Origin of the sequence: Enterobacter sp. SES19 (assembly GCF_011765665.1) — a bacterium.
GTDB lineage: Bacteria > Pseudomonadota > Gammaproteobacteria > Enterobacterales > Enterobacteriaceae > Enterobacter > Enterobacter pseudoroggenkampii.
Map to the genome: position 1 here is coordinate 3,099,873 of NZ_CP050320.1, position 21,254 is coordinate 3,121,126.

17 protein-coding genes and 4 tRNA genes are annotated in these 21,254 nt (G+C 55.2%); 10 read left to right on the forward strand and 11 right to left on the reverse strand.

Translation table 11 applies throughout. From position 1 onward, the window contains the following. Positions 1 to 122: 122 nt before the first annotated feature. Both GXP72_RS14830 and GXP72_RS14835 read left to right on the forward strand, forming a co-directional pair. Positions 123 to 198 (forward strand) — tRNA-Asn (locus GXP72_RS14830). 288 nt (positions 199 to 486) lie between these two features. Beyond that, on the forward strand, positions 487 to 4,092 hold the full coding sequence (locus GXP72_RS14835) for an AAA domain-containing protein (protein WP_244319922.1): 3,606 nt from the start codon (positions 487 to 489) through the stop codon (positions 4,090 to 4,092). 121 nt (positions 4,093 to 4,213) lie between these two features. Here GXP72_RS14835 and GXP72_RS14840 read toward each other — a convergent pair whose 3' ends face one another. Then, on the reverse strand, positions 4,214 to 5,173 hold the full coding sequence (locus GXP72_RS14840) for a zinc-binding alcohol dehydrogenase family protein (RefSeq protein WP_090419675.1): 960 nt from the start codon (positions 5,171 to 5,173) through the stop codon (positions 4,214 to 4,216). Continuing rightward, positions 5,173 to 5,589 carry a RidA family protein gene (locus GXP72_RS14845; RefSeq protein WP_090419673.1) on the reverse strand — a complete coding sequence of 139 codons (417 nt, stop codon included), beginning with the start codon at positions 5,587 to 5,589 and terminating at the stop codon, positions 5,173 to 5,175. Before GXP72_RS14845 ends, GXP72_RS14840 begins: the two co-directional genes overlap by 1 nt. A gap of 141 nt (positions 5,590 to 5,730) precedes the next feature. Here GXP72_RS14845 and GXP72_RS14850 point away from each other — a divergent pair, with 141 nt between their 5' ends. After that, positions 5,731 to 6,669 (forward strand): LysR family transcriptional regulator, encoded by a 939-nt coding sequence (locus tag GXP72_RS14850; protein WP_208763051.1) that lies wholly within the window; start codon positions 5,731 to 5,733, stop codon positions 6,667 to 6,669. On the opposite strand, the gene gcvA is transcribed toward GXP72_RS14850, so the two are convergent. Further along, a complete protein-coding gene (gene gcvA / locus GXP72_RS14855; RefSeq protein WP_244319923.1) occupies positions 6,632 to 7,582 on the reverse strand; it encodes a transcriptional regulator GcvA in 951 nt (316 codons plus the stop codon). The genes GXP72_RS14850 and gcvA overlap by 38 nt on opposite strands. A gap of 170 nt (positions 7,583 to 7,752) precedes the next feature. Here gcvA and GXP72_RS14860 point away from each other — a divergent pair, with 170 nt between their 5' ends. Then, positions 7,753 to 8,361 carry a glutathione S-transferase family protein gene (locus tag GXP72_RS14860; protein WP_208763052.1) on the forward strand — a complete coding sequence of 203 codons (609 nt, stop codon included), beginning with the start codon at positions 7,753 to 7,755 and terminating at the stop codon, positions 8,359 to 8,361. 42 nt (positions 8,362 to 8,403) lie between these two features. Here the strand turns inward: GXP72_RS14860 and cbl are convergent, their stop codons facing one another. Both cbl and nac read right to left on the reverse strand, forming a co-directional pair. Then, on the reverse strand, positions 8,404 to 9,354 hold the full coding sequence (gene cbl, locus GXP72_RS14865) for an HTH-type transcriptional regulator Cbl (protein WP_023336219.1): 951 nt from the start codon (positions 9,352 to 9,354) through the stop codon (positions 8,404 to 8,406). 96 nt (positions 9,355 to 9,450) lie between these two features. After that, on the reverse strand, positions 9,451 to 10,368 hold the full coding sequence (nac, locus tag GXP72_RS14870; protein ID WP_024908060.1) for a nitrogen assimilation transcriptional regulator NAC: 918 nt from the start codon (positions 10,366 to 10,368) through the stop codon (positions 9,451 to 9,453). Positions 10,369 to 10,688: 320 nt separating this feature from the next. Between nac and GXP72_RS14875 the strand changes: the two genes are divergently transcribed. Further along, a tRNA-Asn gene (locus GXP72_RS14875) sits at positions 10,689 to 10,764 on the forward strand. 144 nt (positions 10,765 to 10,908) lie between these two features. Here the strand turns inward: GXP72_RS14875 and ldtA are convergent. Further along, positions 10,909 to 11,808: a L,D-transpeptidase gene (gene ldtA / locus GXP72_RS14880; protein WP_208763053.1), complete on the reverse strand. Its 900-nt coding sequence runs from the start codon at positions 11,806 to 11,808 to the stop codon at positions 10,909 to 10,911. A gap of 191 nt (positions 11,809 to 11,999) precedes the next feature. On the opposite strand from ldtA, the gene shiA reads away from it, so the two are divergent. The 3 genes from shiA (at position 12,000) to GXP72_RS14895 (ending at position 16,626) form a co-directional block, all read left to right on the forward strand. Next, positions 12,000 to 13,313, forward strand: coding sequence for a shikimate transporter (gene shiA / locus GXP72_RS14885; protein WP_048992409.1), 1,314 nt, complete (start codon positions 12,000 to 12,002; stop codon positions 13,311 to 13,313). A 73-nt stretch (positions 13,314 to 13,386) separates the two neighbouring features. After that, positions 13,387 to 14,841 carry an AMP nucleosidase gene (locus tag GXP72_RS14890; protein ID WP_157189415.1) on the forward strand — a complete coding sequence of 485 codons (1,455 nt, stop codon included), beginning with the start codon at positions 13,387 to 13,389 and terminating at the stop codon, positions 14,839 to 14,841. Positions 14,842 to 14,859: 18 nt separating this feature from the next. Beyond that, positions 14,860 to 16,626, forward strand: a complete 1,767-nt coding sequence (locus GXP72_RS14895) for an aminopeptidase P family protein (RefSeq protein ID WP_208763054.1) — start codon at positions 14,860 to 14,862, stop codon at positions 16,624 to 16,626. 142 nt (positions 16,627 to 16,768) lie between these two features. On the opposite strand, the gene GXP72_RS14900 is transcribed toward GXP72_RS14895, so the two are convergent. Then, positions 16,769 to 16,844: transfer RNA gene (locus GXP72_RS14900), tRNA-Asn, on the reverse strand. A 103-nt stretch (positions 16,845 to 16,947) separates the two neighbouring features. After that, positions 16,948 to 18,402, reverse strand: coding sequence for a multidrug efflux MATE transporter EmmdR (gene emmdR, locus GXP72_RS14905; protein ID WP_139210916.1), 1,455 nt, complete (start codon positions 18,400 to 18,402; stop codon positions 16,948 to 16,950). A gap of 161 nt (positions 18,403 to 18,563) precedes the next feature. On the opposite strand from emmdR, the gene GXP72_RS14910 reads away from it, so the two are divergent. Beyond that, a tRNA-Asn gene (locus tag GXP72_RS14910) sits at positions 18,564 to 18,639 on the forward strand. Positions 18,640 to 18,692: 53 nt separating this feature from the next. Then, on the forward strand, positions 18,693 to 19,028 hold the full coding sequence (locus GXP72_RS14915) for a gamma-glutamylcyclotransferase family protein (RefSeq protein ID WP_024908066.1): 336 nt from the start codon (positions 18,693 to 18,695) through the stop codon (positions 19,026 to 19,028). Positions 19,029 to 19,075: 47 nt separating this feature from the next. Here the strand turns inward: GXP72_RS14915 and GXP72_RS14920 are convergent, their stop codons facing one another. The 3 genes from GXP72_RS14920 to sbmC form a co-directional block, all read right to left on the reverse strand. Then, entirely contained in the window at positions 19,076 to 19,411 is a 336-nt protein-coding gene (locus tag GXP72_RS14920; RefSeq protein ID WP_008499467.1) for a DUF496 family protein, read from the reverse strand. Positions 19,412 to 19,569: 158 nt separating this feature from the next. After that, a complete protein-coding gene (locus GXP72_RS14925) occupies positions 19,570 to 20,628 on the reverse strand; it encodes an FUSC family protein (protein WP_024908067.1) in 1,059 nt (352 codons plus the stop codon). 92 nt (positions 20,629 to 20,720) lie between these two features. Then, positions 20,721 to 21,194: a DNA gyrase inhibitor SbmC gene (sbmC, locus tag GXP72_RS14930; protein WP_208763055.1), complete on the reverse strand. Its 474-nt coding sequence runs from the start codon at positions 21,192 to 21,194 to the stop codon at positions 20,721 to 20,723. Between the last annotated feature and the right edge of the window lie 60 nt (positions 21,195 to 21,254).

Genomic DNA, 21,254 nt, shown 5'->3' on the forward strand with positions numbered 1-21,254 from the left:
TCGAAGCAAATTTACTATAAAATCAGCGATTTGCTGAAATTGTCGGCAAACGAACGAAAAGTGCGTTTTCACCCTTTGACAAGGCGTACCGAGGTCGCTACTATGCGCCTCGTTCACACGATTCCTCTGTAGTTCAGTCGGTAGAACGGCGGACTGTTAATCCGTATGTCACTGGTTCGAGTCCAGTCAGAGGAGCCAAATTTGAAAAGCCTGCTTTTAAAGCAGGCTTTTTGCTTTTCATTATTCCCACGCTAGCTCAAGATAGCTTCTCGTCAGGCAGGCCCTTCATTTGCAGCACCATAAGAATGCGTTCCAGTTGTTTGAACGCTAATTCCTCTCAGTAAAACTGGAAAACATATTAGCCGCTGTTACTCATATTGTATTTCCATACAAAGATGCCCCCTTTGGTAGGGTTAAAATATCTGCCTCTGTGTTATTCTCTAACCATTAATTTCAGGGAGATACTCAGGTTAAGGCTCTTTTAGCATGATGCAACACTCGTCTAAGGATATCCTTTCTGCGTGGCATGATTATGTGAAATTCAGTGGCGCAGAAAAGAGTAAAATACCGGCCAGCAAGGTGCATGAGCACCAACAACTCATGCTCGGTATAAATAACTGTGAAGAAAACCAGAGCGGGGTAATACTCCATGTTACGCCTGAAATGCGCAACCACTGGCGCCAGCGTTTCGTCGAATATGACGAAAAGGGTAGAATTACCCATATTGAGCCTGTTAACCTGCTTTTTCCGGTACTGCGCTGTATCGAAAACGAGCGAGGTAAGGCCAATGTAAAATACCTTCCGCTGTTCTCTTTCCCCCTCCCCAAATCATTTTTTGAACAGAACGAAAACACCCTGCTAGTCCCCGTCAAAGATGGACAACTTGTTAGCGCATTCCCCTTCGCTTTTCGCGAAATGTTTGGTATTCAGCTGGATGAGCTCGGTGAAAATCGTCATATGATGAGTATCGTTAGCGCGCTCACGGGATGTAAATATGACACGTTCCTTGAGGCGTTTAAGGCTCTTCAGAAATGGGTCACTCAGCAATCAAACAGTAAATATCAGGGGCTGGAAACTGCGTTTAATGCCCTGGTGGCTCCGCTGCATAATGAGGATTACAACCTCAAGCGTGATGCGGAAGATTTCACCTGGCTGTGTAATAACGCAGTTGGTGATTTCCCGTTACTGGAGCAGTATCTCAGCCATATCCATAGTGACGAGAAGGCCCCACATATTCACGAAGTGGTGACTGGCGGTTTGTTTGAAACACAATATCCTCTGGGCCATGGGCAGATGGCGGCAATACAGGCGATTAATCAGGATGAGCGCCTGGTTGCTGTACAAGGTGCGCCTGGTACGGGTAAAACCACGCTATTCAAGTCACTCATCGCACAACAACTGGTTGCCAGAGCACTGGCGATTGCTGATGGAAAGGACCAGAATTTCGGCATGCTGGTCACGTCCACGGCAATAAAAGCGGTGGAGAATATCATTGACGATCTGCGCAGTGACCCTGCAACTGAGGATCTAGACTGGTTATGGTTTCATAGCGGCTCGAACGAACAGGTTCAGCATGAGCTTACCCGGCTTGAGAAACTGATTGGTCGTTGGCGACAGGAAAGCTATGACCAACAGCAGCAGCACGATTTTTTAGCGGTTTTACTCAAGCATCGTGACGAGATGAACGCTTGTTACCGGGCGTATCTGAATGAAAAGGCAGTCGCGATACAATCTGTTGTGGATTGTGGTCTGGACACCCAACTAGCAAAAGAGCTACCAGCTCGTTTCATGGAAAAAATTCCCTCGCTCGCCGCTCATGCACAGGTACTCGGCATTGATGTTTCGCTTCATCACCCCGACGACCTGGATACCTTAGCCTGTCAGTTAGAACAGCGCCTGCAGGAAATTAGGGAGATAAAAACGCAGCGTCTACAGGCCAGCAGAATTTACCAGACGTTGCAGGCGACATGGCCGCAGCAGCATAGTCTGGAGCAGATACTTAGCTGGATGGATTCACCGCTACGCCCAGCCCTGGAGCTGCATTACCGCGACTACCCGCGTAGAGGGATAAAGCGTTATCTGGCTCGTTTTTTCGAGAGGAAATATCCAGCAAGGTTGCAACAGATGAGCCTGGCTGCACCGGAGGACTTTCTCAAATTCAGGCTTTCTTCCCTTCCCCATCGTCAGCTGGCTGCTCTGGCTGATGCTGGGGAAATGCTTTCACAGCAGGTAGATAGCCTGGCGCTACTGGCGCTGCTCCTGCATGCGGAACCCGAAGCTCAACAGGAAGTTGACCTGCTGATTCTTAATACTGAAGTAGAAGAATTGCAGGCACAATGGCGTCAGGTTATCCGGGCGCAACAGCTAACGGCACAGTATCAACAGCGTTATCCGGAAGGTAACTGGTGCGACATTTTGCGTAAACGCTTTATCAGGCAACACCGGGAAATGTTCGAAGCCGCTATCGGTTACCTCTGGCAGGAACAACTGAAACGGAAAATTGAGCTTGAAGAGGTGCTGACCCACTGGCGGGCCCTGATGAGTAAGCGTCGCAGTGCGGGCTACTATCGCTGGCTGGATAAGCTAGATGATTTCTATCGCGCACTGTCTCTTGTATATCCGGTAATGGCGACCACGCTGGTTTCCGCGTGGAAGGTTGCTGGTTATCGTAAGCTCGATGAACTCAAGGGGCATAAACCATGGCACCTGGCACTGTGCGACGAAGCGGGCATGATTTCGCTTGAATCCCTTGTGCCCCTTTTGAGTCGCAGTGAGAAAGCGATGATTGTTGGCGATCCTCTGCAAATTGAACCCATTAGAAACCTGTCAGAAAACATGCAAACACAGTTGCGTGAGCGTCATTTCGCCAGCAACAATACGTTGTATGAGCGTGTTTCACCTGCAAGCGTCACGGGCTGGCACCGTGCTGCTGGTACGCTTTCCGGCAAGGTAGACGATACGGGTAATGGCATCATTCTCGATGAGCATCGCCGGTGCCAGCAACCTATTGCCGACCTTTTCATCCGACTGGCGAACTACCATGGCGTCAGCGTGGAAACTGCCCCCCCTTCCAGCCGTATTGCCAGCGCGTTTGAGAAATCAGGCGGGCATCATTTGATGTTCTACAGCGTAGAAGGCCAGAAAGGCGATACGGTTAACACTAATCTGGATGAAGTTGATGCTATCGAGCTATTGCTGGATAAGCTGGAAGAAGCTGGTTACGATCTGACTGCCGATGTTGGTATCGTCACTCCCTATAGCAATCAGAAGTCATTGTTGATTAAACGTCTTGCGCAACGAATGAATCACTGGCAGAAAAACTGCATTGGTACAGTGCATCAGTTTCAGGGCGTAGGCTTTGAGGTCATCATTTATAGTCCGGTTATTTTTCATCCTCTTGATAATCCGAATTTTCAAAACGACGCACCAAATATGCTGAATGTCGTGGTTTCACGCGCAAAGCAGCAATTTATCGTCGTAGGTAACCATCATCGATTGCGGCAAGCAGGTGGATACCTGAAAGTCCTTGCAGATAGCGTTGCCGAAAGCTTCCTGCTTGAACAGGGTAGCCAGCATCCGAATTTTGCCAGTCTAAGCCAGACTCCCCGTCTACAGCGTTATTATCGCGACTGCGAACATATTGCCGCATTTAGCGCTCTGGCCAGCCAGTGTGAACAGGAGCTGGTTATCATCGCTCCGTGGATCCGTCGAGGAGGTAAGAATTATCAGAGGCCGGAGCTGGCGCAGTTGGTAGCCACGCAGCGGCGTGGTGTCAGGGTTAAAGTTTATTACGGCTACTATCACCAGTGCATGGATCGTGCGGAAGATAATGATGAGACTCTGGTTGCCGAGTACCGCGAACAACTAGGAAAAGAGAATATTATCCGGTTGACGGAAGGGACACATGAAAAGGTAATGATGATCGATGGCCGCTACATTGTTCTCGGGAGTTGGAACTGGCTATCTCATGGTTATCACCATAGCTGCGAGCGCAGTAAACAGTTCACTAATGCGATTCGTCATGAGATCAGTGCAGAGCTGGATGATGCATCGCTGGTGAGGGAGCTTAGGGAGAGGTTGCGGCTGGAATAACAGACTCATTGAATGCTCCCAGTCTGATGAGACAAATTTGAAAAGCCTGCTTTTGAAGCAGGCTTTTTTATTTTTCTCCCCCACATCAGAAGAATTACGAAGTCATGATGAGGTCCCCCGTTCATGGCTTCATAACGATACGACCAAGCGGTTTCGCTGTCTCAGCGTATTCATGGGCCGCGGCGGCGTTAGCCAGGGGGAAGACACGGTCAATGACAACCCTGATGTGCCCTGCAGCCACAGCCTGCAACATGTCGTCCACGCTTGTCCGAACGCCAGGCCTTTCAAAAAGAGGCCCCATAAATACCCCCATGAGCGTCTGGTTAGACTGCATTGGCGGCCACAGGTCGACGGTCAGGCTACCGCCGCCCGCATTACCGACGAAGACGAGACGTCCTTCCGGAGCGAGTGCAGAAAGCGAAGCTGGCAACGTCGTCCCTACCGGATCGATGACGAGGTTAACACCGGTGCCATGGGTGAACTGTCGGACACTGTCCACAACGTTATTCTTTGCACGATCCACGACGTGATCGGCGCCAAGTTCCAGCAGCCGGTTTATTCGCTGCGTTCCGCTTGCCACGGCGATGACCGTCGCGCCTGCCTGTGAGGCAAGCTGAACGGCGGCGAGCCCCAGGCCCCCCGCCGCTGCCTGAATTAGGACGGTTTCTCCATGCCGGAGCATCCCTCGTGTGAAAAGGCAATGATGCGCGGTTCCAAAAGAGATCGGTACCACCGCCGCGTCTGCTGCATCCACCCCATCCGGTATAAGCCAGGTACGTTCCGCCGGCACAGCCCAACGTTCCGCATGCGATCCCTGCATGCTAAAAGCAGCCACTCTGTCTCCAACCTTACGGCTACGGACTTTCGATCCGACAGCAACCACTGTGCCCGCGGCCGCGTAGCCGACGACCCATGAAGGGCCAGGCGGCGGAGTTGAGCGGCGGTTGATCAAATCTCCCCCTTCAATCGAGATAGCCTCGACAGAAATCAGGACATCGTCAGGCCCTGCGACCGGATCCGGGACATCGATATATCGCAGGACGCTGGGAGCGCCTTCCACGTCATAAACCGCTGCTTTCATCAATTTACCTCTGTCTTATCATGACTCGTGGGCAGCCGGGCAATCACCTTAATCTCAAACTGGAATCCGTACAGCCACGTCACGCCGATCCCCGTCAACGTCGGGTAAGGCGCTTCCCCCCAATATTCTGGCAGGATACTCCAGATAGCGTCGAGGTTTGACTCGGGATCGACGACAAAGAGGGTCACGTCAACCACGTCACTGAACGTGCAGCCCGCAGCCGTCAGAACAGCATTAAGGTTTTCGAATGCCAGCCGGACCTGCGCGTTGAGATCCTCTTCAGGCGAACCATCCTCCCGGCTACCCACCTGCCCCGAAACAAACAGGAAGCCGTTAGATTTAATGGCGGGTGAATACCGATTGCGCTCATAAAGCGCCTGGCGTCCGAAGGGAAAAACGGCTTCGCGTGTTGTCATGTCTGTACCTTTGCAATGGGGCGAAATCTGCCCGGTGAATATAAAGACACTTTACAGGCGCCACATCGGACGGATAAACAAGCGACTTTGTCCATCATTGTTTGTAATATCCAAACAATCGGTGAAAAGAGAGGACAAGGGATGGATCGTTTCGATGCGATGCGCGCCTTTGCTCGCGTGGTGGAAGCAGGCAGTTTCACAAAGGCTGCCCAAACGCTTCATATGAGCAAAACCACGGTGACGCAGCTTATTCAGCAGCTGGAAGCGCGCCTGCGCGTCAGGCTGCTCCATCGCACTACCCGCAGGCTCGGTGTGACTCCTGATGGCGCGGTCTACTACGAGCGCGTCATCCGCCTGCTGGCGGACATGGAGGATGCTGAAAACAGCCTGTCCAGTGCGACGATGACCCCCAGGGGACGCCTGCGGATAGATGTGCCCACTCCTCTTGCCCGCTTTGTTCTGGTGCCCGCGCTACCGGCTTTTCATGCACGCTACCCTGATATCCAGTTCGACATGGGCGTGAGCGACCGGGTGGTGGATCTGATCGGTGACAATGTGGATTGCGTCCTGCGCGGTGGCGAAATCAACGACCAGTCCCTGATCGCACGCCATGTCGGCGATTTGCAAATCGGTGTTTACGTCGCCCCTAGTTATGTGGAACGCCTCGGCGCCCCTGCGCACCCGCGAGAGCTGGAAAACACCGACCATCGCATAGTGGGATTCTTGTCCTCACGCACCGGTAAGGTTGATTCTCTGGTACTGCATGGTGAGAGTGAACATATTGAAATCACGGGTAACTATGTACTTGCCGTGGATGATGGCAATGCTTACCTCGAAGCTGGATTAGCCGGGTTAGGCGTGATTGCGCTACCCGCCTATATGGCGGCAGCACATCAGGCTTGTGGCTCCTTGATTCCGCTATTTGAACAATGGCGGATTAAGCCAATGCCCCTGTACCTGGCGTTTCCGCCGAACCGCCATGTCAACGCCAGACAGCGCGTTTTTATTGATTGGATCGTTGAATTGATGCAGCAGCATGTCCCTAATTCCAATAATAAGTCACTCCCTCCCAGCCCCTGATTCGCTCATTAGGGTTGGTTACTTTCCACAGCACTCGCCGCCAGGCCGCCACTTCCTCCTCCAGCCATGCCTTAAAGAGTGTCACCTCCGGCTTCACCTCCGTAGACTGCGCCGTTACCAACCAGTAAGGCCAGGGATATGGTGCGGTGATGGAGGTTAGCTGGACCAGTTCACCTCGGGTGATGGCATCCTGAACCAGAGAGCGACGCTCCAGCGCGATACCTTTCCCGAGTCGAACGGCTTCGATAATGATATTGGAGTCGTTAATGCATAAACCGTCAGGCACGATCTCTTTCTCAAGACCCGCATTCATGCACCACGTTTTCCACGACTCCATAGAGAAAATAATATGACTCTTTGCAATCTCCGCTGGCGTAGCGGGCAGCACGCCCCCGTTAAAGCCCGGTGCGGCCACCACAATAAGCTCATCGGAAAAAAGGTAATGGCTTTCACTCCCTTCCCAGTTCCCCTGCCCCATCCGTATCGCGATGTCTATCCCTTCCTGCAGCAGGCTGGTGACCGTCAGGCTGGCCTGGATCCGCAGGGTGATAAGCGGATATTTCGCCCGAAAACGAGCCAGACGCGGTAATAACCAGTGGCATCCAAATGACGGCACCATCGCCAGCGTCAGCTCCTGCTTTCTCGGCTTCACCTGTACGAGTCGGGTGGCATCCGCAATATGGTTCAACGCCTCGCGTACCTGTAAGGCATAGAGCCGCCCTTCTTCGTTGATCTGCACTCCTCGCCCCTGACGGATAAACAGCTTTACGCCCACCATCTCCTCCAGCACTTTGATCTGCTGACTGATAGCGGAATGGGTTACGTGGAGTTCTTTCGCCGCCAGCGTCACGCTGCCGAGACGGGCGACGGCTTCAAAGCTTCGCAAACTGGCAATGGGTGGAAAATCCGACATGAAAGCACTTCCTTATCTGCGCTGGATATACAGCGGCAACCTGACCATATGTCAGTAATACTAACCTTTACGGTAAGATACTGAAGATATTCGCCATGCAAATTGTATTGTAATGTCTGGTCATCCTCTTCAATGACGCGTTATTTCACAGAGACAGGAAAACGGGAACGATGATTAAGCTTGTTGGCATGATGGATTCACCTTATGTACGGCGCGTGGCGATCTCCCTTGAGCTTTATGGCGTTGAGTTTGAAAGCCAGCCGCTGTCAGTCTTTAGCACCTTCGACGCGTTCTCCCGGATCAACCCCGCGGTAAAAGCCCCGACGCTGGTTCTGGATAACGGAATACGGCTGATGGACTCCTCGCTGATACTGAATTATTTTGAGGCTCAGGCTGCCCCCGAGCGGAAACTCCTGCCCGTCGCGCCGGATGCGCTGACAAAGGATCTTCAGACGCTGGGCTTTATCCTCGCCGCCGCTGAAAAAGCGGTGCAAAATGTGTATGAACACAACCAGCGTCCGGCGGAAAAGCAGCACGCTTTATGGGTCGAACGCATTACAATTCAGCTGCTGGCGGCCTGCAGGGAATGGAATGCCTTACTGGAGACGCGTCCGGCGACCGCAACTCCCGATCAGGTTGCCGTCACGAGCACGGTTGTCTGGACGTTTATTCAGTCGATGATCCCGCACGTTGTTAACGCAGCGGATTTTAGAGAGATTCAGGCGTTTGCCGAATCATTCGAATCACAGGCGGTCTTCAGAAAATACCCTTTCAGCTAAGTGATGAGCCCGGTAAGCACTCGCCACCGGGCAAGCCAACACTTAAATCTGATAATCAATCGCCACTTCTTCCGGCTCCATCACCTGGCGTTTAATCTCATCCACCGACAGCCCGGCATTGCACAACTCGATAAAGCGCCACACATAGTTGCGCTGCAGCTGCCCGCGCTTCAGGCCAAGCCATACGGTATTGGCGTCAAACAAATGACGCGTATCAAGACGTACCAGGTTCCCGTCCTCGCGTTCTCCGCTGGACTGTTCCGCCACCAGGCCAATGCCCAGACCCAGCTCGACGTAGGTTTTAATCACATCAGAATCCTGCGCGCTCAGCACCACGTCCGGCGTTAGCCCTTTGCGGTTGAAGGCTTCATCAATGCGTGAACGTCCGGTGATCCCTTGGCGGTATGTGATCAACGGCCATTTGGCAACGTCTTCCAGCGTCAGGGGAGAGACCTGATTCAGCGGATGATCGACCGGAAGTAATAAGCTGTGGTACCAGCGGAACCAGGGGAACGCCACCAGCAGCGGGTCGTTGCTCAGGCGTTCGCTGGCGATGCCAATATCCGCCCCACCGTTTTGCAGCAGCACTTCAATTTCCTGCGGCGTGCCCTGGATAAGCTCCAGACGGACGTCAGGGAAAAGTTCGCGGAACGCTTTAATCACCGGCGGCAGGCTGTAGCGCGCCTGGGTGTGGGTGGTGGCGATGGTGAGTACGCCCGAGGCGTCATTGGTGAAGAGATCCGCCAGACGACGCACGTTGCTGGCCTCGTTGAGGATCCGCTCTGCAATGGTGAGCAAAGCCTTACCCGGCTCCGTCATGCCGAGCAGCCGCTTGCCGCGACGGATAAAGATCTCTATGCCCAGTTCCTCTTCCAGCTCGCGGATATGGCGGCTGACGCCGGACTGAGAGGTATAAAGCATATTGGCGACCTCGGTCAGGTTGTAGTCCCGCCTGGCCGCCTCACGGATAATTTTAAGTTGCTGGAAATTCACGATTCACTCCGGCGCATCTGACATAGCTCTATTGTTAGAGTCAGCCGAGCTGCAGAACAAATAATAAAAACCAGCATCTTATTCTTTTATGGAATATCAGCTCACGAGCTGGAGTTCACGGTTCTCAAGCGATGGCTTGCTGACCAGCGACATCAAAATCTCTTTTACCGCCTGCGCCTGTGGCGACAGCGAACCGCGTGCGGACATGTTCAGCGACAGCGGCAGGCTCATGGAAGGCGTGGTGATCCGCGCCATCCAGCCGTTTGCCGCACTGCACAGCGAGCGGGCTGCAGATTCTGGCAGAACGGTCACCCCCATGCCGCTGGCAATAGCTGCGGTCAGCGTGGAGATCGAGTCGATTTCGCCGATGATTTTGGCCGTCAGGCGGCGCAGGGAGAACGCTTCGTCCACGCGCACGCGCACGGCGCTGTAGTCGCGCGGCAGATAGAGGTTCATCTCTGCCACGGCGGCAAGATCGACGCTCTGGCCCGGGCAGTCGCGGGTGCCCACGAGGTAGAGATCTTCTTTCAGCAGCGGCTGGCTGGTGATGCCGGCGACCGGGGAGCGATCGTAAAGGACCGCCATATCCAGCTGGCCGCTGAGCAGTTTGTCATTCAGTACGGAACCGCTGTTTTCATGCAGGTATACCAGCACTTCAGGCAGCTCAGCGCGAACGGCCTGCAGCAACGGCATGGTAATTGAGGACGCGGCCGTTCCCGGCGCCAGACCGATAGAAACGTGCCCGCTCAGGGTCTGGCCCACGTTATTCACCGCCAGCTGCGCCTGTTCACACTGGCGAAGAATGGTGCGCGCATGGGTATACAGGATCTTACCGGCTTCCGTTGGCGTGACGCCGCGTTTGGTGCGGATCAACAATTGCTGATCCATCTCGCCTTCCAGAGTAGCCACCTGCTGGCTCAGCGCAGGCTGCGCGATATGCAGCACTTCTGCCGCTTGAGTCAGGCTGCCGATATCGACGATTTTTACGAAGTATTTCAGTCGTCTTAAGTTCATTTTGCCCCCTGTTCGAAATGCTGTGCCGGAACCGGCTGTCGTTGTTGAACAGGTTTTGCAATATGAATGCCACTTTTACCAGGCGGTCTGAATTGTTCGCTAAGCGTCTGAAAATAAGGAATCCTAATTACAGAGGGGGATTTAATTACCGAAACAGCAGTTTATGATCTGCCCCATTAGGGGTATACCCGCACCATGACGGTGCATTCCGCTGCCAAAAACATCACTTTGCCGATTTTGTCAGCAAACGATCGAAAGGCGGCGATCCACCCTTTGACAAGGTGAACGCAGGTCGATAATATGCGCCCCGTTCACACGATTCCTCTGTAGTTCAGTCGGTAGAACGGCGGACTGTTAATCCGTATGTCACTGGTTCGAGTCCAGTCAGAGGAGCCAAATTTGAAAAGCCTGCTTTTAAAGCAGGCTTTTGCTTTTCTGCACAAGGTAAATGCAAAACGGCAACCTTGTTGCCGTTTTTAGTGTGTGCCCCCTCTCCCGTGGGAGAGGGCCGGGGTGAGGGCACCAGCCAGCACAATCCCCTTACATGCCTACCTTAACCGGCATCCCTGACCGCCGTTCCAGTTCGGCTCCCGCCCCCTCGTTTATCAACTGCGTCCGCTGCGCAGCTGACATTGGCAGAGGCACTTTCCGGGTCGATTCAAACTCCGCGCGGTTACGCGATAATGGCTCGTGAACTTCCACCCAGCGGCTGCCGTCCGGCTCCGTGGTGACTTTAACGGGCCGATCGATAAGCTGCACGCGAGTTCCGACGGGAACGTTATCGAAAAGGTATTTGATGTCGTTATTACGCAGACGAATACAGCCCTGGCTCACCCGCAGCCCGATGCCAAAATTCGAGTTTGTGCCGTGAATGGCATAGAGCCTGCCGATATAGATGGCATACAGCCCCATCGGGTTATCCGGCCCGGCGGGCACGAATGCCGGAAGCGTTTTCCCTTCTGCCGCATAGGCACGGCGCGTATTCGGCGTCGGAGACCAGGTTGGCCCCACCTGCTTACGCTCAACGGCCGTCACCCAGTTACGCGGGGTTTCACGCCCGGCCTGACCGATGCCGATGGGCAGCACTTCAACGGTATTGCTGCCGGGTGGATAATAGTAGAGGCGCATTTCCGCCACGTTAACGACAATCCCCTCGCGAACGGTGTCGGGCAAAATGAGCTGCTGGGGGATCACCAGCCGGGTGCCGGATTTGGGTAAAAAAGGATCCACCCCCGGGTTCGCTTCCAGCATATTGCTTAGCCCCTGCCCGTACTGCGCGGCAAAGGCCTCAAGCGGTAATGTATTATGATCCGGCACGATAATGACCTGCGAACTCCCTACCAGACGGCTGCCCGCCGGCGGTAAAGGATAGCTCACCGCCTGCACGCTCTGGCTGATAAGTAATGCAGCAAGACAGCCCAACGCCTCTTTACGACACATCTTCCCTTCCTCAGTCGCTTCGCTCTTTATTAAGCATAGCGTAGCCGTTTTGCATTACCCATCAGGAAATAAAATCAGTTTGCACAGGCCCCCTGTCGCGGTAGTCTCATAGGTTCCGTTTATATGACGGGCGCAATGTGAGTGACCTTTTCTTATACCAATAATTAAAAATAAGTGCAGACAGGACAACTATGGACTCCACCCTCATCTCCGATCGTCCCAACGAGGAGACCCCTTCGCTCAATCGTGCCCGCCGCGCCGCACTCGGCAGCTTCGCGGGTGCCGTCGTCGACTGGTATGATTTTCTGCTTTACGGTATTACCGCCGCGCTGGTGTTCAACCGCGAGTTTTTTCCCCAGGTCAGCCCCGCGATGGGCACGCTCGCCGCGTTTGCCACCTTCGGCGTCGGCTTTCTGTTTCGCCCGCTGGGCGGGGTGATCTTCGGCCACTTCGGCGACCGTCTTGGCCGCAAGCGCATGCTGATGCTCACCGTCTGGATGATGGGGATCGCCACCGCATTGATTGGCATTCTCCCGTCGTTTTCCGCCATTGGCTGGTGGGCCCCAGTGTTGCTGGTGACATTACGCGCCATTCAGGGCTTCGCGGTAGGCGGCGAATGGGGCGGTGCGGCGCTGTTATCCGTTGAGAGCGCGCCAAAAAATAAGAAAGCGTTTTACAGCAGCGGCGTGCAGGTCGGGTACGGCGTAGGGCTGTTACTTTCTACAGGGCTGGTGTCGTTAATCAGCCAGCTCACCACCGACGAGCAGTTCCTGAGCTGGGGCTGGCGCATTCCGTTCATCTTCAGCATCGTGCTGGTCATCGCCGCGCTGTGGATCCGTAACGGGATGGAAGAGTCGGCTGAGTTCGAAAAGCAGCAGGAAAAACCGGCCGTCAAAAAGCGGCTGCCGGTGATGGAAGCCCTGATTCGGCACCCTGGCGCTTTTCTGAAAATTATCGCCCTGCGCCTGTGCGAGCTGCTGACGATGTATATCGTCACCGCCTTTGCGCTGAACTACTCGACGCAGAATCTCGGCCTGCCGCGCGAGCTGTTCCTGAATATCGGCCTGCTGGTCGGCGGGATCAGCTGCCTGACGATACCCTGCTTCGCCTGGCTGGCGGACCGGTTTGGCCGCCGTCGCGTCTACATCACCGGCGCGCTGATTGGGAGCCTCAGCGCCTGGCCATTCTTTATGGCGCTGGAGGCGCAGTCGATCTTCTGGATTGTCTTCTTTGCCATCATGCTCGCGAACATCGCTCACGATATGGTGGTCTGCGTACAGCAGCCGATGTTTACCGAACTGTTCGGCGCCAGCTACCGCTACAGCGGCGCGGGCGTGGGTTACCAGGTCGCAAGCGTGGTCGGCGGCGGGTTTACGCCGTTTATTGCCGCCGCGCTGGTGACCTTCTCCGGCGGAAACTGGCACAGCGTGGCGATTTATCTGCTGGCCGGTTGCCTGCTGTCGGCGGCAACGGCGCTACTGATGAAAGAGACGAGCCACCGCTGATCTCACTTTTGTTTCACAGGCGTGTGACATACTATCGGGTAGAGTCGCATACCTGTGGAACAAGGAGACAGAGATGAATAATAAGGGCTCCAGCCTGACCCCGGCTCAGGCGCTGGAAAAACTCGACGCGCTGTACGAACAGTCCGTCAACGCGCTACGCGGCGCCATCAGCGAATATATCGAAACAGGGAAACTTCCCGACGAAAAGGCCAGAACCGAGGGCCTTTTTGTTTATCCATCGCTCTCTGTGACCTGGGACGGCAGCGCCAGCACGACACCGAAAACCCGCGCCTACGCCCGTTTTACCCACTCCGGCTGCTACAGTACCACCGTTACCCGCCCGGCACTTTTCCGCCCGTATCTTGAAGAACAGCTGACGCTGCTGTATCAGGATTACGGCGCGCACATTCACGTTGAGCCCTCGCAGCATGAAATCCCTTATCCGTACGTGATAGACGGCTCGGCGCTAACGCTGGATCGCTCAATGAGCGCGGGGCTGACCCGCCACTTCCCGACGACGGAGCTTTCACAGATTGGCGATGAGACGGCCGATGGGATCTATCACCCGGCAGAATTTTCTCCCCTGTCGCACTTTGATGCCCGCCGGGTCGATTTCTCCCTGGCGCGACTGCGCCACTACACCGGCACGCCCGTCGAACATTTCCAGCCGTTCGTCCTCTTTACCAACTACACCCGCTACGTTGACGAGTTTGTCCGCTGGGGCTGCAGCCAGATCCTCGACCCGGAAAGCCCGTATATCGCGCTGTCCTGCGCGGGCGGGATCTGGATCACCGCGGAGACCGAAGCGCCCGAGCAGGCTATCTCCGACCTGGCGTGGAAAAAGCACCAGATGCCCGCCTGGCACCTGATCACCGCCGACGGCCAGGGCATTACGCTGATTAACATCGGCGTGGGCCCGTCAAATGCCAAAACCATCTGCGACCATCTGGCGGTGCTGCGTCCGGACGTGTGGCTGATGATCGGCCACTGCGGCGGCCTGCGTGAAAGCCAGCTGATTGGCGACTACGTGCTCGCCCACGCCTATCTGCGTGATGACCACGTGCTGGATGCGGTGCTGCCGCCGGATATCCCAATCCCGAGCATCGCGGAGGTACAGCGTGCGCTGTATGACGCGACCAAAGAGGTCAGCGGCATGCCGGGTGAAGAAGTTAAGCAGCGCCTGCGCACCGGTACGGTCGTCACGACGGATGACCGGAACTGGGAGCTGCGTTACTCCGCCTCCGCGCTGCGGTTCAACCTGAGCCGCGCGGTGGCCATTGATATGGAGAGCGCCACCATCGCCGCACAGGGGTATCGCTTCCGCGTTCCCTACGGCACCCTGCTGTGCGTCTCCGATAAGCCGCTGCACGGCGAAATTAAGCTGCCGGGGCAGGCCAACCGCTTCTATGAGGGGGCTATCTCAGAGCATCTGCAGATTGGTATTCGCGCCATTGACCTGCTGCGGGCGGAAGGTGACAGGCTCCATTCCCGCAAGCTGCGCACCTTCAACGAGCCGCCGTTCCGCTAATAACGATAAGGAAAAACAATGTCCAGCACATCTCCGCTCTCTGCCCTGCGCCACTGGCTCGAGGCCAGCCATCTCGACGGGATGATCGTCCCGCGTGCGGATGCCTGGCAGAGCGAATACTGCGCGCCATACGACGAAAAGCTGGCCTGGCTGACGGGCTTTGACGGTTCGGCCGGCATGGCGCTGGTGCTGAAAAACAAAGCGCTGCTGTTCGTCGACGGGCGCTATCAGGTTCAGGCTCGCGTTCAGGTCAATACGGATGAGGTTGAGATCCACCACCTGCACAACGAGCCGCTGGCAGAATGGCTGGCGGAAAACGTGGAGGCCGGGACGCGCATCGGTTTTGATCCGCTGCTGATGACCAACTCGGAGTTTGAGCAACTGTCTGCCACGCCGTGCGAGCTGGTTCCTCTGAAGGCCTCGCCGTTTGACGCCCTATGGGTTGACCGCCCTGCCGCACCGGCGGGGCTTATCCGGGAAATGCCGGTTGAACACAGCGGCGAACGCAGCGCGGACAAACGTCTGCGCGTCGCCGCCGTGCTGGCCGCAAACAATGCTGATTATCTCGCCGTTACGCTGCCGGATAACATTGCCTGGCTGCTGAACGTGCGTGGCGCGGATATCCCTTACAGCCCGGTACCGCTCTCCTTTGCTCTTCTGGGCCGTGACGGTCACGTTGAGTGGTTTGTTAACGACAATAAGCTCAGCGCCCTGCCTGAAGAGGTGCGCAATGCGTTTACCATTGCGCCGCAGGACGCTTTTATCGAACGCTGTCAGCAGATTGCTGCGGGCAAACGGGTGATGATTGATGCCGATTCCGCGCCGGTGGCTCTGCGCTTCGCCATTGAGCCACGGGGAGAAATTGTCTGGCGGACTGACCCCATCACCCTGATAAAGGCCACCAAAAACCCGGTTGAGCTCGCAGGTTATCGCGAGTGTCATCACCAGGACGGTGCCGCCTGGGTCAACTTCCTGGCCTGGCTGAGCCGTGAAGTGCCGCTGCGCGAGGCGGCAGGGAATCCGCTAACAGAGCTGGAGGTTCAGGCGCAGCAGCTTGCGTTCCGTCAACAGCAGCCTGGGTTCATCGAGCAGAGTTTTGCAACCATCTCCGCCTCTTCGAGCAATGCGGCGATGTGTCATTACCATTCGAGCGAGGCCAGCAATAAGCCCATCGGCCATAACCATTTTTACCTGAACGATTCTGGCGGCCAGTATGTGAATGGCACCACCGACGCCACGCGCACGCTGGCATGGGGTAAGGTCGATCCGCAGCAGCGACTGCACTACACCGCCGTGCTGAGAGGCTTCCTGTCGCTGATTACCCTGCAGTTCCCTTCCGGGACTCAGGGGCATCAGCTGGATGCGTTTGCGCGTCGCCCGCTGTGGGAGATGGGGCTGGATTACGATCACGGCACGGGACATGGCGTCGGTCATCAGCTTCTTATCCATGAGAACCCACATCGCATCGCCAAAAAGGTCAACCCGTGGCCGCTGGTGGCGGGCAATATCATGACGATTGAACCGGGCTACTATCTGGGCGACAGCCACGGTATTCGTATTGAAAACCAGGTGGAGATCGTGGAGAGCCGTCCGGGGTTCTGTAGATTTGCCTCGCTGACGCTGATCCCGATCGACTTAAGTCAGGTTGAGCTGCATTTGCTGAGCGAGCAGGAAAAGCAGTGGCTGGATGCGTATCACCAGCAGGTACGCGAGGCGCTGTCACCGCTGGTAAACAGCGATGCGCGTCCGTGGCTGATTGAGGCGACGGCGCCGATTAGTTTGTAATTTCGTGCGGTCTGGTGCCCTCACCCCAACCCTCTCCCACGGGAGAGGGTGCACACACTAAAAACGGCAACAAGGTTGCCGTTTTGCATTTACCTTGCGCAGAAAAGCAAAAAGCCTGCTTTAAAAGCAGGCTTTTCAAATTTGGCTCCTCTGACTGGACTCGAACCAGTGACATACGGATTAACAGTCCGCCGTTCTACCGACTGAACTACAGAGGAATCGTGTGAACGGGGCGCATATTATCGATGCCTCCCCGGGATGTCAAAGGCAGAATGCATATTTCCGATCGTTTGCCGAATTATTCTCCACTTCGCGCAATTGTCAGGCATTTTTTCGCGGATATTTCCACAGCCAGCGCCCGCTGACCATCCGCCAGTAGAACAGCGCGCCCCGCACGGCCCAGTCGAGGAACATCCCCAGCCATACGCCGACCACTCCCCATCCGAGCATCACCCCGAGCGTATACCCCGCCACGACGCGACATCCCCACATGCCTAGCATCGACACCCACATCGCAAAGCGGGCATCGCGCGCGCCCTTTAGCCCGGCGGGCAATACCCATGAGGCCGCCCAGATGGGCATAAAGGCCGCATTGAGCCAGATGAGGATCTTAACGACCTCTTTAACGTCGTCTTCGTGGGTATAAAACGAGGCCATCAGCCCGGCAAACGGGGCGGTTCCCCAGGCAATCACGGTCAGTCCAATGGTCGACAGCCAGAAGACGTGCCGCAGCTGCCGCTCCGCCTGGCCTATCTGCCCTTTCCCGAGCCGTTTCCCGGTGATGATGGTTGATGCAGAGCCCAGCGCGTTACCCGGCAGGTTAATCAGCGAGGCGATGGAGAAGGCGATGAAGTTACCGGCGATCACGTCGGTGCCCATGCCGGCGACAAACATCTGCGTCAGCAATTTCCCGCCGTTAAACAACACCGACTCAATGCTTGCAGGAATGCCGATCCCCATCACTTCCCAGATAATGGCGAAATTAAAGGGGCGAAAATAACTTTTCAGCGTCAGACGTAGCGAGGGAGTGATCCCCGCCATCAGCACCCCGATGATGGCAGCCGCACCGATATAGCGTGAAATGGTCAGCCCCAGTCCGGCGCCGACGAAACCCAGCCCGTCCCACGAGAACACACCGTAAATCAGCACGCTGCTGATAATGATATTCAGGATATTCATTCCGCCGTTGATCAGCAGCGGAATTTTGGTGTTGCCCGCCCCGCGCAGCGCACCGCTACCAATCAGCGCAATGGCCGCCGCCGGATAGCTGATGACGGTCATTTCCAGGTAGGTCAGCGCCAGGTCTTTAACCTCATTCGTGGCCTCCCCGGCGACAAAGTCGATAATCTCTTTGCCGAAATAGTGGATCACCGCCGCCAGAACAATTGAAAAAATGGTCATGATCATCAGCGACTGGCGGGCCGCCTCGCGTGCACGTTTGGGGTCCAGCTTGCCGAGGCTAAAGGCCACCACCACCGTCGTCCCAAGGTCAATGGCGGCAAAGAACGAAATCACCACCATGTTAAAGCTGTCCGCCAGCCCCACCCCGGCCATCGCCTCTTTCCCCAGCCAGCTCACCAGGAAGGTACTCAGGACTCCCATCAGCAAAACGCAGGTATTTTCCAGGAAGATAGGCACGGCAAGAGGGGTGATTTCACGCCAGAAGAGAACCCGATAGCTTTTACGTTTTGCATACCATGGCGTGCGCACGATCGCCTGGCGTAAGGAGGCAGTAACGTTCAAAATGGACCTTAGCGAGAAAAGTTGAAACTCCATTTCAAATGATGGGGGAGAAATGCTCATCCTGCAAAGTATTTTCCGGAAAAAGATGTGTGGATTTACAACAAACTGACGACAGAATCAGCAATCAGTCGATTTTCCCTAAGATCAGGTTTGACAAAACTTTTTTCGCCGCTAAGATAAGCCTCCACAACGATTCCTCTGTAGTTCAGTCGGTAGAACGGCGGACTGTTAATCCGTATGTCACTGGTTCGAGTCCAGTCAGAGGAGCCAAATTTAAAAAGCCTGCTTTTAAAGCAGGCTTTTTGCTTTGCGGATGAGGGAAAATGAACGCTCTGTTTGTCTACGGCACGCTGCGCCCGGGCCACTCAAATGCGCATATTCTTGAAAAGATTGGCGGCGAATGGCTGGCCGGTTCCGTATCCGGTACGTTTTACGAACGCGGCTGGGGCGCTGCGGCGGACTTTCCGGGGATCGTGCTCCACCCTAACGGACCCCGCGTCGAAGGCTATTTGTTTATCTCTGATAGCCTTGCCGCACACTGGCCAATGCTGGATGAGTTTGAAGACGGCTACGATCGGGTTGAGGTCACGGTGACCACTGCTGAAGGCAAGCAGGTCCAGGCCTGGATTTATCAGCTACAGCCCCATTCTGCGTCATAAAAAAAGGCTCTCTGTCACCAGAGAGCCTTTTTCACTATTCGCTGCGATTACTCGCTTTTTGCTTCGCCGTTTTTGATTTCGCCCATCACTTTCAGCTTCTTGGAGATGTCGCGACGCTCTTTGGACAGCTCAGCGTTTTTGATGATGTAGTCATCAACACGGTCTTCATAGTCGCTCTTCATGCTGGCGATGATGCCCTGAATAGCTTCAACGCTCATGCCTGGCTTGATGTAGTCGCTCAGGTTGTCGAGCAGCAGAACACGTTTCTGGTTGTCACGGATCTTCTTCTCAACGTCCTGGATTTCACGCTGCAGTTTGTTTTTGCGGCGGAACAGGCGGACGAATTCCAGAACATCCTGGAACGAAGGCTTGGTAGTTTCCATTTTTACACCCCTGATAATGTGAGATTCGGATTCGTTAAGGCAACCGTTGTAACAATAACCTTACTGACAGCGGCTGCGAATGACAATGAGTATATCGTTTAAAGCTATCATAACCCCAATTGCTGCTGAATCGAAGCAGCAGCCGTCACATACGCCTTTTATTTGCGCAGCGCCCGGCAAATCAGGTGCGATAACAGCTCAAGCTGCCGCGCCAGTTCCATGCTCAGCCAGACGTAGCCATGAATAGGCGTTTCCGCCACGTTATCGCTCTGGCGTTCATTGATTAACTGCTTCAGCTCCGCGACGATCTCGTTCAGTCGCTCGCTGTTGGCCAGAATCGGCTGCGGGTTCCCTTCATAGAGCGCATGAGCGATGGTCAACAGTGTTTGCTGCGTCATCTGCTGGGTCTCTTTGAGGGTCTGCGCGTTAAGCATCAACAGATGACTTGGGCGCGTGGCCCAGTGGGCGTTGATTTGCAGCTCAAGCATGCAGACCAGATTGCGGCTTACCGTCTGGATAGCTTCGAAAATTGATTTCTGAATATGGGTTTCTTTGCTGGCGGGGGTGATCAAGCCGCGCATTTTGACCACGTCGTTAAGGATGGTCTGCAGGTGCTTTTCCAGGCGCGGGCGCTCAACCAGATTCGGGGAAAAACCGGCCTGATAGACGCGGTTAAACGCGGTGACGTAGCTGGCCATCTGAATACGCCAGTGCAGAAAAGCACGCTGCGGCCAGATACCGGTGAAGAGCATCGCCAGCAGTGAACCCAGGATGACATCCCCGCTTCGCCACAGCGCCGTGGTCATATCCCCGGCGGGCGCACCGACCACCACCGCGAGCGTAATACCGATCAGCAGCGCCTGATAAGGTTTTTTGCCCAACGCCAGCCAGCCGCACAGGAACATGGCGGCACCGCACCACGCCAGCATGACGGGAAATGAGATGAGCTCCAGCTTCAGAGCAATAAGCCCAAGGGCTGAGCCTAAAACCGTCCCACCAATTCGCTCTAAAGCGCGCGGAACAACGTTCCCCCAAAACGAGATGGGCCCCATCACCACCACCAGCGTGATCAGCGGCCACGTCCCTTCCGGAACATCCAGCAAACGCACCAGTACAAACGTCAGCACGAAAGCCAGCGCGATGCGGCACCCATGCACCACGCGGTAGTGTTTGTACAACCGAATTTCAAAAGGGGTTAATGATTTGTCGGGACGCACACCCGCTCTCCAGCTACACGGCAAATCACAATTGTACTGTGTTTTCAGCCGGGTGGATCGCTCCCGGCTGAAAAACCCTTCATTTAACAGGCCTAAACCGTTTTATGCTCTACCGCGATATACATTTCGATATCCCAGTAACCGTCCGCATTGCCGTCATTGAGATAGCGTTCGAAGCAGGGTTTGAGCGCCATCTGGTACTTATTGTCCTGCAGCAGGGAATTGAAGAACTGATACCACGGCGTGGCGAAGTCGTAGTTTTCCACGCGCGCCGTCGCCACGGCATAATCCCCGGCCGCGATTTCCGTCATCATGACGCCTTCGCTGTTTTCCGGGATAACGAAATCATCCGGTACCGTAACGGCCGTATCACAGCGCAGTTTTTCTGGCGGGACTTCATCCGGGTTATCGTAGTAGACCGCCACCCACTCCAGCGGATCAATGTGACACCCGTCGACCCACATCACCAGCTGTTCAAAGCCCTGTTTTACCGTTTGCTCCCACGGTCCGACCAAATGAAAACCGGCAATCTTACGTTTCTGTTGCTGCTTAATGCTGTAGTCCATGCTGCCTCCGCTTATTACTGTATATTTATACACTATAAAACCGGATTACTATTATCAGCA